Source organism: Pseudomonas sp. Bc-h, assembly GCF_002080045.1.
Lineage (GTDB): Bacteria > Pseudomonadota > Gammaproteobacteria > Pseudomonadales > Pseudomonadaceae > Aquipseudomonas.
The window spans coordinates 165,183-178,826 of the sequence record NZ_MUIN01000013.1; the positions used below are offsets into that span (position 1 = coordinate 165,183).

Here is a 13,644-nt window from a genome sequence, read left to right on the forward strand (position 1 = left end):
GAGCCGCAAAGACATAGATTGGATCCATCGACTGAAGCACAGGAAGGGCTTCAGCGGTCAAGGATGATCGACCATGGCTTGGAGCCACCGACAGGATGTTGGAATGGTGTTGATAGCAAAGAACCCGCTCAGGCGGGTTTTTTATTGACTGTCGTTTGAGGTGCGTGCGGTCAGCAGCCACAACGCCACGGCGGCCACGCTGATCAATCCGCCGAGCACACTCACCGCCACCCAGCCCCACAACGCATACACCTGCGTCGCGGCCACAGCCCCCAATGCACTGCCGACTGAGTAAAAACACATGTAGGCGCCCACCATTCGGCTCTGGGCGTCGGGACGTGCGGCAAAGATCAGGCTCTGGTTGGTGACGTGTACTGCCTGCACCGCGAAGTCGAGCATGATCACGCCGCAGGCCAGCGCAAGCAACGACGTTTCGGCGAATCCGATGGGCAGCCATGACAGCGTCAACAGTACCAGCGCGATGCCGGTCACCCGTTGCCCCAAGCCCTGATCGGCCCAGCGTCCGGCGCGTCTGGCGGCAAGCGCGCCGGCGAGGCCTGCCAGACCGAACAGGCCGATGGCCGTGTGCGACAGCGACAGCGGCGGGGCGCTCAGGGGCAGCACCATGGCCGTCCAGAGTACGGAAAAGTCGGCAAAGATCAGCAACGCCAATAAACCTCTGATGCGTAATATCCGTTCGCTGCCGAGCAGGGTGAAGAGCGAGCGGATCAGCGCCAGGTAGGACTTTCCATCTCGCTGCGCAGAGGTGACGGGCGCCAGTTTCCACAGCACAGCGGCGATGATGAGCGTCAGCGCCGAAGACGCAAAATAAACAGCCCGCCAGCCCGCGAAATCCGCGATCAACCCGGATGTCAGTCGCGCCAGAAGAATCCCCAGCACAATGCCGCTGGTGACGCTGCCCACCGCTTGCCCGCGCTGCGAGGGTGTCGCCAGTGCGGCGGTGTAGGCGACGAGCACCTGAACCACCACCGCCATCAAGCCCACCGCGACCATCGCACCCAGCAGTACGATCCACTGCTGCGAAGCGCCAACCGCCGCCAGCGCAACGGCCGACATCAGGACCTGAGCCACTATCAGCCGTTTACGATTGACCAGATCGCCCAATGGGACGACGAGCAACAACCCCAGCGCGTATCCCACCTGAGTGGCGGTGACCACGATCCCGATCATCGACGCGGCCACGCCCAGGCTCTGCGCCATTGAGTCGAGCAACGGCTGTGCAAAATAGACGTTAGCGACGGCCAGTGCGCAGGTCACTGAGAACAGCAAGGTCAGCGCAGGGGACAGTCCCGGCGATTGAGCCTGTTCTTTTGGCTGAGCGAGCGGCGAATCTGTAGCGGAGCTAGTAAGCGACTCGATATCTGCTTTCATGATCGCCTCCATGGCGCTAATCTGGTTGCAAATAAAAACCTGATTCGATTGTGGTCGGGTCAGGTTTCAAATTGCAACCAGAATTTCCCTGCGGATTCACCCGGTTTGGCGGCTCTCTCAGAAAAGGTAATTGCGATGCTCGAAGACACTTCCTCCTCAGGCGATGAGTGCCCGGTGGCCAGAACGCTGGAAGCCATCGGTGATCGCTGGTCGCTGATGATCATCCGCGACGCTTTCGACGACATTCGGCGCTTCAGCGAATTTCAGAAGAGCCTGGGGGTGGCCAAGAACATCCTTGCGGCCCGGCTGAAAACCCTGGTCGAGGTGGGCGTATTCGAGGTGCGCCCGGCATCGGATGGCAGCGCCTACAAGGAGTACGTCCTGACGGAAAGGGGCCGTGAGATTTTTCCGGTGGTGGTCAGCATGCGGCAGTGGGGCGAACGCCATCTGTTCGGGCCCGAGGAGACCCGATCAGTACTGCTGGACAACAGCTCCGGGCAGCCGCTGATGCCGATGGACGTTCGCTCGGCAGGCGGTGACAAGCTCGGGCCGTTTGACTGTCACAGATCCCGGCGTGTGGCCGATGAGTCGTGAAGGGGCAGGCCTTCGAATGTGCTCTGGTAGAACGCTTTCAGGGTTTCGACGAACTCCTCGGCGAGCCGCGTCCGGGCATGGGCCTGAGGCCAGATGACGTAGGTTGGAAACAGAATGTCCGGTCTGAACGGCCGGATCACGATGTCCCGGTGCGCGTAGTCGCTGGCCACCTGGGGATGAGCGAGGGTCACGCCCATTCCCAGCGCCGCCATCTCGCAGTTGATGGCGCTGTATTGCGCCTCGACCGCCATGACCCGTTCCACGCCTGCCTGTTCGAACAAACCGTCGACCAGCGAACGTGTGCCGTCGCCGTGGCAGAGTGAAACAAAGGTCTCGCCTTCCAGATCGCTGAAGGTGATGTGCTCGCGATCGGCCAGCCGATGCGCGGCAGGCAGCACGCAGACCGCAGGAATCATCGCCAGCAACTCGATCTGTTGGCTGCTGACGTCGCCGGGATGAACCACGATGCCGATGTCGCAGAACTGCGATTTGACCCACTGTTCCACCGTCGGCGAAGAGTTCACGTGCAGTGAAACGGTGAGTTCCGGGCGCGACTCGGTGAAGGTTTTCAGCACCTTGGGAATCACGCTCAGGCCGGTGGAGGGCACTGCCGCCACGCGCAATCGGCCGGTGCCCAGATTGCGAATGTTTTTCGCCGACAGCTTGAGACTGTCCATGCCCACGTAGGCGCGCTCCACTTCCTGAAAGAACGCCTGGCCTTCCTGTGTCGGGATCAAACGCACCCCGGCACGCTTGAACAGGGTCAGTCCGGTGCTCAATTCCAGTTGCGAAATCAGCCGACTGACGTTGGGCTGAGAGGTGTACAGCACCTCGGCCGCTGCGGTCATGGAGCCCAGCCGCATGACGCTGCGGAACGCTTCTATCTGCTTCAGATTCATGCCGCTCTCCATATCAAATATGAATAACTAACCCGGATATCCGTATTTGACCATATGGGAAGGCTGTCGCAATACTCGAACCAGCAAGACATAGCGCACATGAAGATGCGCCACCCCGCGATGGATTCGCCGGGAGCATGCACCGTGCATGCATGGCTTCGGTTCACCCTGAAGCGACTGACGCATTGTTCGATCTGCCCCATGCACTTCGGAGATAGTCTGTGAATAGCCTTAACTCGTCCTCAGCAGCACAGCCGTTTCGCCCATTCAACCGCATCGCCGTCGCCGTTGCCCTGACGGTGGCAGGGTTTGGCAGCGCGCCAGCCTTCGCCGAACCGACGCTTTACGTCGCCGGTGTCGGCGGTTCCACCGAGCAGATGTACAAGACCAAAGTCATTCCCGCCTTCGAGAAACAACACAACGTCAAAGTGATTTACGTCGCGGGGAATTCCACTGAAACCCTGGCCAAGTTGCAGGCGCAGAAAGGGCGTCAGCAGATCAACGTGGCGATGATGGATGACGGTCCGATGTACCAGGCGTTGCAGTTGGGCCTGTGTGAAAAATTGAGCGACGCGCCGGTCTACAAGGACCTTTACCCACTCGCCCGGTTGAGCCCCGAAGCCACCGGGGTTGGCATGGTTGCCACCGGCATCGGCTACAACGAAGAGGCCTTCAAGAAACGCGGCTGGGCGCCACCGGACTCCTGGGAAAACTTGACCGACCCACGTTACAAACAGCTGCTGGGCATGCCGCCGGTGACCAATACCTACGGCTTGCATACTCTGGTTGAAATGGCCCGTCTGCGCGGCGGCGGCGAGAAGAATATCGACCCCGGCTTCAAGGCGCTCAAGGATGAAATCGGCCCGAACGTGCTGGCCTGGGTTTCAGCGCCGGGCGAGATGGACGGCATGATGCAGAACGGTGACGTGGTCATGGCGGTGTACGGCAGCGGTCGCGCAGTGGCCCTGCAGGGCACCGGTTTCCCCCTCAAATTCATCTACCCCAAGGAAGGCGGCATCGCCTTGCAGATCGCCGCGTGCAGCGTGACGCCCAATGCACAGTCCGAGTTGTCCCAGGCCTTCATCCAATATGTTTTGTCGCCGGACGTTCAGCAGATCCAGGCCAGGGAAAACGGCTTCGCACCGGTCAACCAGACCGTCCAGCTGTCATCGGACATTGCCGCGCGCATGCCTTACGGTCCGGAGAAGGTCAACGCGCTGATCAAGGTCGATTGGGACACGATCAACCAGCAGCGTGGCGAGTGGACGACGCGCTGGAATCGCACCGTCGAGCGCTGATCACCCGACGCGCAATGCCCTCATCCTTCCGAAAACCATTCTGGAGACGCAGGTTCGCCTGCGTGGCACGCCAATGGCATTTCTCACACTCGAAGGCATCGTCAAGAGCTACGGCAATTTCAAGGCCATTGACGGTTTGAATCTGGAAGTCCGGCATGGCGAATTCATCGCCTTGCTCGGCCCGTCCGGCTGCGGCAAGACCACCACTCTGCAATCCATTGCCGGGTTCGTTCAGCCTACCGAAGGGCGGATCATCCTCGACGGTCGCGACATCACCCATGTCCGGCCTGAGCAGCGCGGGCTGGGTATCGTCTTTCAAAGTTATGCCTTGTTCCCGCACATGACCGTGGCGCAGAACATCAGCTTCGGCCTTGAAATGCGCGGCGTTGCCAAGGCGGAACGAGGCAAACGTATCGACGAAGCGCTGGATCTGGTGCGCCTGAACGGGCTCGGAGAGCGCTACCCCAAGGCCTTGTCGGGCGGCCAGCGGCAACGGGTTGCGATTGCCCGTGCCTTGGCCATTCGGCCGAACCTGTTGTTGCTCGATGAGCCGATGTCCAACCTCGACGCCAAGCTGCGCGAGGAAATGCACATCGAGCTGCGGGCGATTCAGCGCGACCTGGGCATCACCACGATTCTGGTGACCCATGATCAGGTCGAAGCGATGACCATGAGCGACCGGATCGCCGTGATGCAGAAAGGCCGGATCGTGCAGATCGACACGCCGTTCGAAGCCTATGAGCGACCTCATTCGCCATTCGCCTCGGCGTTTCTGGGCAAGACCAATGCCTTCGCTGGCGCCGTTCAATTGCGCAACGAGCGTTGCTGCCATGTGCAGGTCCACGACACGCTGTTGCACGTGCCTCACGAAGACCGCTCGCTGGGCAACGACGTCAACGTCTACATCCGGCCGGAAAAAATCCGTCTGGTGAGCGTCGGCGCCGGGCGTGTGAGTGGACGCATACGCTTGCGTGTGTTCCTCGGCAATCTCTGGTTGATCGCCGTGGAAAGCCGTCTGGGTCTGGTGCACATGACCCAGCCCAACCTTGGCACGCCACCGCCGGAGGAGGGCAGTGAGGTAGGGCTGGACTGGTCCGACGATGACTTGCGTCTGCTCGACAGGGAGGTCGCCCATGGCCACGTATGACGCCGAGCGTATCGGTGCTGCGCCGTGGATCCTGAGCGGTCCGGCGCTGCTGGTTTTCGTCGCGCTGTTGCTCGCGCCCTTGCTGCTCACAGCCGTGCTGTCACTGAATCTGTTCAGCGACACCGACGGGGTCGTCCCGGGTTACAGCCTGGCTAATTACCTTGAGGTGTTCAAGGACAGTTACTTCCACGAAATCTTCCTGCGCACCGGCGGCATGGCGCTGGCGGTCACGCTGTTGTGTGTGCTGCTGGGCATTCCGGAGACCATCATCATCGCGCGGATGGCGCCGCGCTGGCGGTCGCTGTTCTTGCTGGTGGTGCTCGGGCCGTTGCTGATTTCCGTGGTGGTACGCACCCTGGGCTGGGCGATCCTGCTGGGCAACAACGGGCTGATAAACGACGCCTTGCAGGCGCTGGGCATTACCGACCAACCGGTCAAAATGCTGTTCACGCAAATGGGCGTGATTATCGCGCTGACTCACGTGCTGGTGCCGTTCATGGTCATCGCCGTGTGGGCCACGTTGCAACGTCTGGACCTGCAGGTCGAGTGGGCGGGGTTGTCCCTGGGCGCCTCACGGTTGACGGTGTTTCGTCGCATCATCCTGCCGCAGATCATGCCGGGCGTCCTGTCGGGCTCGATCATCGTCTTCGCTTTGGCCGCCTCGGCGTTTGCCACCCCCGCGATCATCGGCGGTCGGCGGCTGAAAGTGGTGGCCACGGCGGCTTACGACGAATTCCTCGGCACCCTCAACTGGCCCCTCGGCGCCGCCATCGCGATGCTGCTTCTGGTGGCCAACCTGATCATCATTTTAGGTTGCAGCAAGCTGGCCGAGCGCCGCTTCAAGCAAGTCTTCGAGTAGGCGGCCATGCACAAGAACGGAATTTTCTCACAGTTTTTTCATGCCGCCTTCGTGACCTTCATTGTCGCGCCACTGGTGGTGGTGATGGCCATGGCGTTCACCAGCAAGGGCTATCTGTCGCTGCCCACCGACGGCTTGTCGCTGCGGTGGTTCAGGGCGCTGCTGGATAACCAGGAGATGCTCGACGCCTTTACGCTGTCGATCAAACTGGGACTGGCCTCGGCGACCATCGCCGCGTTGCTCGCGATCCCCGCGGCATTGGCCATCAGCCGTTACGACTTCCCCGGGCGCGGCGCGGTGACGGGCTTTCTGCTGTCGCCACTGATGATCCCGTCGGTCGTGCTCGGCATCGCGTTTCTGCGGTTCTTTTCACTGGCGCAGATCGGCGGCTCGCTCTGGGCGCTGACGCTGACCCACGTGATTGTGGTGTTGCCCTATGCGCTGCGCCTGACGCTGGCTTCCACCATCGGCCTTGAGCGAGACATCGAGCATGCCGCGCTGTCACTGGGCGCCAGCCGCTGGACGGCGTTTTATCGGGTGGTGTTGCCGCGCATTCGCACGGGGGTGATAGGCGGCTGGATGCTTGCGTTCATCCAAAGCTTCGACGAGCTGACCATGACCGTCTTCGTCGCGACGCCCGGCACCACCACGCTGCCGGTCGCCATGTACAACCAGATCTCGCAGACCATCGATCCGCTGATCACGGCGGTGTCGACGGTGCTGATCGTCGGTACGTTGCTGTTGATGCTGGTCCTCGACCGCATGGTCGGGCTTGACCGGGTTTTGATCGGAGAGGGCAAATGAACCAGGGGACAAACAGCGTCACGCAGTCGGACGTGATCGTGATCGGTGGTGGCCTGGTTGGCACCGCGGTCGCCTACGGTCTGGCCCGCAATGGCGCGAACACAGTGGTGCTGGATCAGGGCGACGACGCCTTCCGCGCCTCGCGGGGTAACTTCGGACTGGTCTGGGTCCAGGGCAAGGGCCACGACCTGCCGGATTACTCGCGCTGGACGCGTTCCTCTGCGATCCGCTGGCCGGGGTTCGCCAAGGCGCTGCTGGCGGACAGCGGCGTCGACGTGCAACTCAAGCAACCGGGCGGCTTTCACATGTGCTTCAGCGACGAGGAGATGCTCGAGCGGCAATCGCGCTTGCAGACCCTGCAGGACGCCCTGGGCGATTACCCGTTTCAGATGCTCGATGCGGCCGAGCTCAAAGCACGTCTGCCGCTGATTGGGCCTTGCGTGGTGGGCGCAAGCTACACGCCCCAGGACGGCCATGTGAATCCGTTGAAGTTGCTGCGTGCGCTGCACACCTGCGCTCAGGCCAAGGGTGCATGTTTTCACAATGGTGTGCAGGTGGATCGCATCGAGTGTGCGCCGGGTGAGTTTCGCGTGACCGCAGGGCACAAGCGCTTTGTTGCCCCGCGAGTGGTGCTTGCCGCAGGCCTGGGCAATCCGGGCCTGGCCCGTCAGGTGGGGCTGCATGCGCCCGTCGCGCCCAATCGCGGGCAGGTGTTGATCAGCGAGCGGGTCCGACCCTTTCTCGATTACCCGACCATCAACGTGCGGCAGACCGATGAGGGCACGGTGCAGCTGGGCGACTCGATGGAGGAGGTGGGTTTCGATGACCGTACGTCCACCGACGTTCTCGCCGCGATTGCCCGGCGCGGTGTGTCGACCTTTCCGCTGCTGGCCAACGTGCGCCTGATCCGCGCTTGGGGCGCGTTAAGGGTCATGAGCCCCGACGGCTTCCCGATTTATCAGCAATCGCCCCGCCATCCCGGTGCGTTCGTGGTGACCTGTCACAGCGGCGTGACCCTGGCCGCGGCCCATGCCCTGCGTATCGCGCCGTGGATCATGGGAGGGGCGACGCCTGAAGAATTGGCGGTGTTTACCGGCGAACGTTTTCTGACCGACAAGGTGTTTTCCCATGCGCATTGAACCGCTGTTTCAACCGGTGGCGAGTGAAGCCAGGTCGACGCGCACTGTCAGCCTGACCTTTAACGAGCAGACTTTCCAGGTACCCGCTGGAACCAGCGTTGCGGCGGCGTTGCTGATGTCGGGCATCCATCGTTTCCGCGCGACACCCGTGAGCGAAGCGCCCCGTGCGCCTTATTGCATGATGGGCGTTTGCTTCGAATGTCTGGTGGAAATCGACGGCGTGCCCAATCGCCAGAGCTGTCTGATCGAAGTCGCGCAGGGCATGCGAATCCGCTCTCAGGAAGGCGCCCGTGATCTGATTTTCCAACCTGTGAATGTGCAGACCGTTGAGGTGCAGTCATGAGTCATGCGACCGTCGATGTGGTGGTAATTGGCGCCGGCGCTGCCGGGATGTCCGGGGCTGTCGCGCTTGCCGGGCTCGGCTTGCACGTGGTGTTGCTGGACGAGCAGGGCAGTCCGGGCGGGCAGATCTACCGAGGCATCACCCTGGCACCCTTGTCCCGTCGTGACCTGCTCGGGCCAGACTATGCCCACGGTAACCAACTGGCGCAGGCGCTTGCGTCGTCGAGCGTGCGTTATGAAAAGGGCGCGTCGGTGTGGCAGGTGACCCGGGAGCATCAGGTCAGCTACCTGCGCGAGGGGCGCCTGCACACCCTGCAGGCCAGTGCCGTGCTGCTGGCAACCGGAGCCATGGAGCGACCGTTCCCGATTCCGGGCTGGACCTTGCCCGGTGTGATGAGCGCCGGCGCCGCGCAGATCCTGCTCAAGAGTTCAGGCCTTGCGCCCAGCGAGCCGGTTGTGCTGGCCGGCTGTGGCCCGCTGCTTTATCTGCTCGGCTGGCAGTACCTGCGCGCTGGAGTTGCGATCAAGGCCTTGGTCGACACCACGCGGCCGGAAGATTACTGGCGTGCGCGGCGCCACCTGTTTGCCGCGCTGCGCGCCTGGCCTTACCTGCGCAAGGGGCTGGATCTGATGCGCAGCCTGCGCAGTGCCGGCATCGCGCACTACACCGGTGCCGAGGCGTTGGCGGTGGAGGGCGATGACGCAGCCACGGCGCTGACCTTTAACATCGCTGGCAAATCCCGGTGCGTCGCCTCACGTTGCGTATTGCTGCATCAGGGGGTGGTGCCGAACATTCAATTCAGCCAGTCGCTGCGCGCGCGTCATCACTGGGATGTCGACCAACTGTGCTTCAGCCCGGTGGCCGATCCATGGGGCGAACTGGACGTGCCCGGGGTGTTCGTGGCCGGAGACGGCGCGGGCATCGGGGGCGCTCAGGCGGCAGCGGTGCAGGGTGAAATGGCTGCGTTGGGCATTGGTTTTCAGCTGAAAAAAATCAGCAGTTTCCAGCGCGATCACAAGGCCGAGGCATTACGTACCAAACTGGATGCCAACCTGCGTATCCGGCCGTTTCTCGATGCGCTGTATCGGCCCCGGGAAGAGAACCGGATTCCTGCCGATGATGTGCTGGTCTGCCGCTGCGAGGAAGTCACGGCAGGCGACCTGCGTCAGTTCGTTGCCATCGGTTGCACCGGTCCGAATCAGGCGAAATCCTTCGGTCGCTGCGGCATGGGGCCTTGCCAGGGGCGCATGTGTGGCCTGACGGTGACAGAGGTCATCGCCAAAGCGCGCGGGGTTTCTGCCGCAGAAGTGGGCTACTACCGGATTCGTCCGCCGATCAAACCCATCACGCTGGGGGAGCTGGCCGGTGACTGACGCAAGCCGCAGACAGAGCGATGTGCTGGTCATCGGCGCCGGCATTCATGGCCTGAGCACGGCGTTTCATCTCGCCCAACGCGGGGTCGCTGTGACCGTGCTGGAAGCCGACTATTGTGCGCGGCATGCCTCGGGCGTCAACGCGGGTGGCGTGCGTACGCTGGGCCGTCACGATGCCGAAATCCCGCTGGCGTTGTCGTCCCGCGAGCTGTGGCACGAGCTCAGACAGACGCTGGGCGATGACGGCGGTTTCGTCCCGAGCGGTCAGTTGAAACTGGCGGAAACCCGGGCCGAGCTTGAGGAATGCCGCCTGCGCGTGCAGCACCTGCAGGCCTTGGGTTTCTCCCATGAAGTGCTGGTCGATCAGGCGCAGGTCTTCGACATCATTCCAACGGTCGCCCGTCATGTGGTGGGGGGCATCTGGGTCAAGGACGACGGCTACGCGGTGCCCTACAGAACCGTCACGGCGTTTCGCCTGGCCGCCGAAAAGTCTGGCGTTCAGATTCACGAAGCAACCGCGGCGCAGCGCATCGAGCAGAGCGGTCGGCGGTGGAAGGTCGCTACCGCGAAAGGCGATTTCAGCGCCGAGCATCTGGTGATCACCGCTGGCGCCTGGGCACGGGACCTGGCGGCGCAGGTCGGTGAGTCTGTGCCTGCGCATCCCGAGGGCCTGATGTTGATGGTGACGCACCGCGTCGCGCCGTTTTGCGCGCCCGTGCTGGGAGCTACCGGGCGCTCGCTGTCGTTCAAGCAGTTCGCCAACGGCACCGTGGTGATCGGCGGCAAACTGATTGGCTCACTGGATTTCCCGGCGCGCCACGGCGAGGTCGACATGACGCGCCTTGGCACCAGCGCGCGAACCGTGACCGATCTGTTTCCGCACCTGAAAAACCTCGGCGTGAACCGCGTCTGGGCCGGCGTCGAGGCATTCACTGCCGACGACCTTCCGGTCATCGGCGCCAGCCGCAAGGCCAGCAACCTCAGCTATTCGTTCGGCTTCTGCGGCAGCGGGTTCCAGATGGGACCCGGAACGGGCAAGCGCCTGGCGCAGCAGATCCTCGGCGACCACTCGGACATTTCACTGGATGCCTTCGACATCGGTCGGTTCGCCGCCGCTGTGACTGACCCCAATCATCTTCATCAACCGGTTGACACCCTCCCACAACACTAGGAGTTCACATGCTGGAAATTACCCGTATCGAAACCAATCAACGCATGAGCCGCGTCGTGCAGTGCAACGGTTTCACCTTCCTTGGCGGCCAGACAGCCACCGACCGCACGCTGGACATCAAGGGGCAGACCGCTCAGGTGCTGGAAAAAATCGACAACTTCCTGGCCAAGGCAGGTCTGGACAAGACCCGGATTCTCAGCGCGCAGGTCTGGCTGTCGGACATCCAGGCCAACTTCGCCGGCATGAACGAAGTCTGGGATGCCTGGGCACCGGAAGGCCATGCGCCGGCACGCGCCACAGTGGAGTCGCGCCTGGCCGCGCCAGACCTGCTGGTGGAAATCACCGTGATTGCAGCAGGCTGAGCGAGCCCTGACGAGACGCTCATGCAGGATCGGCAATTGACCGTTTTTGCATGGGCGTCTGATCCGCAACGGCAACCTTTGGGGTAAGCACCTGATCCGTATGCGGATTTTTTAAATCGGGTGCTTGACTTCTCTTTTTCAATCAGTAAGATAGCTCGCATTCCGCGATAGCTCAGTTGGTAGAGCAAGTGACTGTTAATCACTGGGTCCCTGGTTCGAGTCCAGGTCGTGGAGCCAGACGAAGTATGAAAAGGCCAGCTAATTTAGCTGGCCTTTTTCGTTTCCGGCGTTCGGGTCGTGAACGGCGACGGAGCCGAGCGGCCCCGTCGCCTGATCCGCCTACTTGTTGCGGGTCACTCTCCAGACGGTGTTGGAGAGGTCGTCGGCAACGATCAGGGCGCCACGCGGGTCGACGGTCACGCCTACAGGCCGGCCGTGGGTTTTTCCGTCAGGGCTACGGAAGCCGGTCGCGAAGTCGATGGGCTCTCCGGCAGGCCGTCCGTTACTGAACGGTACAAAAACCACTTTGTAGCCGACAGGGTTATCGCGGTTCCAGCTGCCGTGCTCGCCGACGAATACACCGTCCGCGAATTTCTCGCCCATCGCCGCGGTCGAGAAGTCGACGCCGAGCGCCGCAACGTGCGACCCCAAGCTGTAGTCGGGTTTGATCGCGGAGGCGACTTTTTCAGGGTCTTGCGGCTGGGCGCGGGTGTCGACGTTCTGGCCCCAGTAGCTGTACGGCCAACCGTAGAATCCGCCTTCGCGCACTGACGTCAGATAGTCGGGGACCAGATCCGGCCCAAGCTCGTCACGCTCGTTGGCCACAGCCCACAATTGCCCTGTTCCCGGCTGAATTTTCAGTGCCGTTGGGTTACGCACGCCGGTTGCATAGGGCTTGTGTGCACCGGTCCGGGCGTCGATCTGCCAGATGCGTGCGCGTTCCAGCTCGACTTCCATGCCGCGCTCAGTGACGTTGCTGTTGGAACCTATGCCGACATACAGCGTGCTGCCATCCGGAGTGATCGCCAGTGACTTGGTCCAGTGGTGATTGATCTTCGAGGGAAGCTCGGTGATCGTCACCGGCGCTGCGGCGGCCCTGGTCTGACCGTCGACGTAGTCGAAACGCACCAGCGCATCCTGGTTGGCGACATAGATTTTGCCGTTGGCATAGGCCAGCCCGTAGGGCGCGTTGAGGTTTTCGGCGAACACGGTGTTCAGTTCGTATTTGCCATCGCCGTCGGCATCGCGCAGCAACGTCAGGCGATTGCCACCCTTAACCTTGGTGTTGCCCTGAGCCTTGATATAGCTGGCGATCACATCCTTGGGTTTGAGCTTCGGCGCGTCGGTACCGCCTTTGCCCTCTGCCACGAGGATGTCGCCATTGGGCAGGACCAGCGTCTGACGGGGTACCCGCAGATCGGTGGCGATTGCCGTGACGCTGTAACCCTGGGGCACGGTCGGCTTCTGATCGCCCCAGGCCGCAGGTTCTGCGATCTTCATGCTGGGCAGCAGCCCGCGTTGGGTTTCTGGCATCTTCGGGTCAGGACCATGGGTCTGAACGCTGTCTTTTTCACCACCGCAGGCGCTCAACAGCAGTGCCATGCTCAATGCGGTCAGTGCGTAGGAATGTCTCATTGCGCGCCTCCTGAAACGGGCCGGGCGGGTGAGCGGGTGAGGCCGATCCATACCGATACGCAGCTCATCAGCGTCGTGATGACGGACAGTGCCAGACCCGAGGGCATCACCGCCCAGGCATCCTTGGCATGCTCGAACGAATTGACCCAGCCAAGCCCCCACGTGATCAGCAGCAGAACGAAACAGGTCACTGGGCGGCCCGACTTCTGCGGCGCGCGGAGGAGATTGACCAGCGCGAACAGCAGGGCCAATCCACAAAAGACCATGCCCCCCGCGATTAGCCAGGAGGCAAAGTTGCTCCACTGGATGAGGTAGGTGTTGTAGTAAGCGATGTCGCTCAGCAATGCGCCGAGAAACTGGGGGAATGTACCTGCCAGGAGCATCGCGTGCAGCGGGCCGGGCAGGCTTCGGTAGGGGGAATAGGACGTATCGGTCACGGTAGCTCCTTATCGTTCATCGACCCAAGACGGGCCGCAGCGCGCATCCACTGGGCCAGCTTGCTTTCGCTGATTGCGCGATAAAAAGGATCCTGATGCCGGCGCGTTAGTTCAACGGGATTGCACGCAAGCGGGAAGAGATTACCGGGTGGTGAGCATCGACCTTCTTTAAATGGAACTATCGTCCCACG

Annotated in this window: 14 protein-coding genes and 1 tRNA gene; 11 read left to right on the plus strand and 4 right to left on the minus strand. The window is 62.2% G+C overall.

Annotated features, from left to right (window positions below):
• Positions 1-141: 141 nt before the first annotated feature.
• Positions 142-1,392 carry an MFS transporter gene (locus BWR59_RS25985; protein WP_081568549.1) on the minus strand — a complete coding sequence of 417 codons (1,251 nt, stop codon included), beginning with the start codon at positions 1,390-1,392 and terminating at the stop codon, positions 142-144.
• A gap of 135 nt (positions 1,393-1,527) precedes the next feature.
• Here BWR59_RS25985 and BWR59_RS25990 point away from each other — a divergent pair, with 135 nt between their 5' ends.
• Positions 1,528-1,986, plus strand: a complete 459-nt coding sequence (locus BWR59_RS25990; protein WP_081568550.1) for a helix-turn-helix domain-containing protein — start codon at positions 1,528-1,530, stop codon at positions 1,984-1,986.
• Here the strand turns inward: BWR59_RS25990 and BWR59_RS25995 are convergent.
• Complete coding sequence (locus BWR59_RS25995; RefSeq protein WP_081568551.1) at positions 1,953-2,885, minus strand: LysR substrate-binding domain-containing protein; 933 nt, start codon at positions 2,883-2,885, stop codon at positions 1,953-1,955. The two genes, BWR59_RS25990 and BWR59_RS25995, sit on opposite strands and share 34 nt — an antisense overlap.
• A 221-nt stretch (positions 2,886-3,106) precedes the next feature.
• On the opposite strand from BWR59_RS25995, the gene BWR59_RS26000 reads away from it, so the two are divergent.
• From BWR59_RS26000 to BWR59_RS26045, 10 genes are all read left to right on the plus strand, one after another.
• Positions 3,107-4,183 carry an ABC transporter substrate-binding protein gene (locus tag BWR59_RS26000; protein ID WP_218191278.1) on the plus strand — a complete coding sequence of 359 codons (1,077 nt, stop codon included), beginning with the start codon at positions 3,107-3,109 and terminating at the stop codon, positions 4,181-4,183.
• 73 nt (positions 4,184-4,256) lie between these two features.
• Complete coding sequence (locus BWR59_RS26005; protein WP_081568552.1) at positions 4,257-5,330, plus strand: ABC transporter ATP-binding protein; 1,074 nt, start codon at positions 4,257-4,259, stop codon at positions 5,328-5,330.
• A complete protein-coding gene (locus tag BWR59_RS26010) occupies positions 5,317-6,189 on the plus strand; it encodes an ABC transporter permease (protein ID WP_081568553.1) in 873 nt (290 codons plus the stop codon). The genes BWR59_RS26005 and BWR59_RS26010 overlap by 14 nt, the downstream gene beginning before the upstream one ends.
• Positions 6,190-6,195: 6 nt before the next feature.
• The gene (locus tag BWR59_RS26015; protein ID WP_081568554.1) at positions 6,196-6,993 is read left to right on the plus strand and encodes an ABC transporter permease; all 798 of its coding nucleotides are present in this window, start codon (positions 6,196-6,198) and stop codon (positions 6,991-6,993) included.
• Entirely contained in the window at positions 6,990-8,132 is a 1,143-nt protein-coding gene (locus BWR59_RS26020; RefSeq protein ID WP_081568555.1) for an FAD-dependent oxidoreductase, read from the plus strand. Before BWR59_RS26015 ends, BWR59_RS26020 begins: the two co-directional genes overlap by 4 nt.
• Positions 8,122-8,475: a (2Fe-2S)-binding protein gene (locus BWR59_RS26025; protein WP_081568556.1), complete on the plus strand. Its 354-nt coding sequence runs from the start codon at positions 8,122-8,124 to the stop codon at positions 8,473-8,475. The genes BWR59_RS26020 and BWR59_RS26025 overlap by 11 nt, the downstream gene beginning before the upstream one ends.
• Positions 8,472-9,848 carry an NAD(P)/FAD-dependent oxidoreductase gene (locus tag BWR59_RS26030; RefSeq protein ID WP_081568557.1) on the plus strand — a complete coding sequence of 459 codons (1,377 nt, stop codon included), beginning with the start codon at positions 8,472-8,474 and terminating at the stop codon, positions 9,846-9,848. Before BWR59_RS26025 ends, BWR59_RS26030 begins: the two co-directional genes overlap by 4 nt.
• Positions 9,841-11,019 (plus strand): FAD-binding oxidoreductase, encoded by a 1,179-nt coding sequence (locus tag BWR59_RS26035; RefSeq protein WP_081568558.1) that lies wholly within the window; start codon positions 9,841-9,843, stop codon positions 11,017-11,019. Before BWR59_RS26030 ends, BWR59_RS26035 begins: the two co-directional genes overlap by 8 nt.
• A gap of 8 nt (positions 11,020-11,027) precedes the next feature.
• Positions 11,028-11,381, plus strand: coding sequence for a RidA family protein (locus tag BWR59_RS26040; RefSeq protein ID WP_081568559.1), 354 nt, complete (start codon positions 11,028-11,030; stop codon positions 11,379-11,381).
• A gap of 161 nt (positions 11,382-11,542) precedes the next feature.
• Positions 11,543-11,618, plus strand: a tRNA-Asn gene (locus BWR59_RS26045).
• A gap of 102 nt (positions 11,619-11,720) precedes the next feature.
• On the opposite strand, the gene BWR59_RS26050 is transcribed toward BWR59_RS26045, so the two are convergent.
• Both BWR59_RS26050 and BWR59_RS26055 read right to left on the minus strand, forming a co-directional pair.
• On the minus strand, positions 11,721-13,016 hold the full coding sequence (locus tag BWR59_RS26050) for a sorbosone dehydrogenase family protein (RefSeq protein WP_081568560.1): 1,296 nt from the start codon (positions 13,014-13,016) through the stop codon (positions 11,721-11,723).
• The gene (locus BWR59_RS26055; protein ID WP_081568561.1) at positions 13,013-13,453 is read right to left on the minus strand and encodes a DUF2231 domain-containing protein; all 441 of its coding nucleotides are present in this window, start codon (positions 13,451-13,453) and stop codon (positions 13,013-13,015) included. The genes BWR59_RS26050 and BWR59_RS26055 overlap by 4 nt, the downstream gene beginning before the upstream one ends.
• Between the last annotated feature and the right edge of the window lie 191 nt (positions 13,454-13,644).

What these genes read in the sequence shown, in the direction of transcription:
- BWR59_RS25985 (WP_081568549.1), bottom strand. Translation starts at nt 1,392, where the DNA reads ATGAAAGCAGATATCGAGTCGCTTACTAGCTCCGCTACAGATTCGCCG.
- BWR59_RS25990 (WP_081568550.1), top strand. Translation starts at nt 1,528, where the DNA reads ATGCTCGAAGACACTTCCTCCTCAGGCGATGAGTGCCCGGTGGCCAGA.
- BWR59_RS25995 (WP_081568551.1), bottom strand. Translation starts at nt 2,885, where the DNA reads ATGAATCTGAAGCAGATAGAAGCGTTCCGCAGCGTCATGCGGCTGGGC.
- BWR59_RS26005 (WP_081568552.1), top strand. Translation starts at nt 4,257, where the DNA reads ATGGCATTTCTCACACTCGAAGGCATCGTCAAGAGCTACGGCAATTTC.
- BWR59_RS26010 (WP_081568553.1), top strand. Translation starts at nt 5,317, where the DNA reads ATGGCCACGTATGACGCCGAGCGTATCGGTGCTGCGCCGTGGATCCTG.
- BWR59_RS26015 (WP_081568554.1), top strand. Translation starts at nt 6,196, where the DNA reads ATGCACAAGAACGGAATTTTCTCACAGTTTTTTCATGCCGCCTTCGTG.
- BWR59_RS26020 (WP_081568555.1), top strand. Translation starts at nt 6,990, where the DNA reads ATGAACCAGGGGACAAACAGCGTCACGCAGTCGGACGTGATCGTGATC.
- BWR59_RS26025 (WP_081568556.1), top strand. Translation starts at nt 8,122, where the DNA reads ATGCGCATTGAACCGCTGTTTCAACCGGTGGCGAGTGAAGCCAGGTCG.
- BWR59_RS26030 (WP_081568557.1), top strand. Translation starts at nt 8,472, where the DNA reads ATGAGTCATGCGACCGTCGATGTGGTGGTAATTGGCGCCGGCGCTGCC.
- BWR59_RS26040 (WP_081568559.1), top strand. Translation starts at nt 11,028, where the DNA reads ATGCTGGAAATTACCCGTATCGAAACCAATCAACGCATGAGCCGCGTC.
- BWR59_RS26050 (WP_081568560.1), bottom strand. Translation starts at nt 13,016, where the DNA reads ATGAGACATTCCTACGCACTGACCGCATTGAGCATGGCACTGCTGTTG.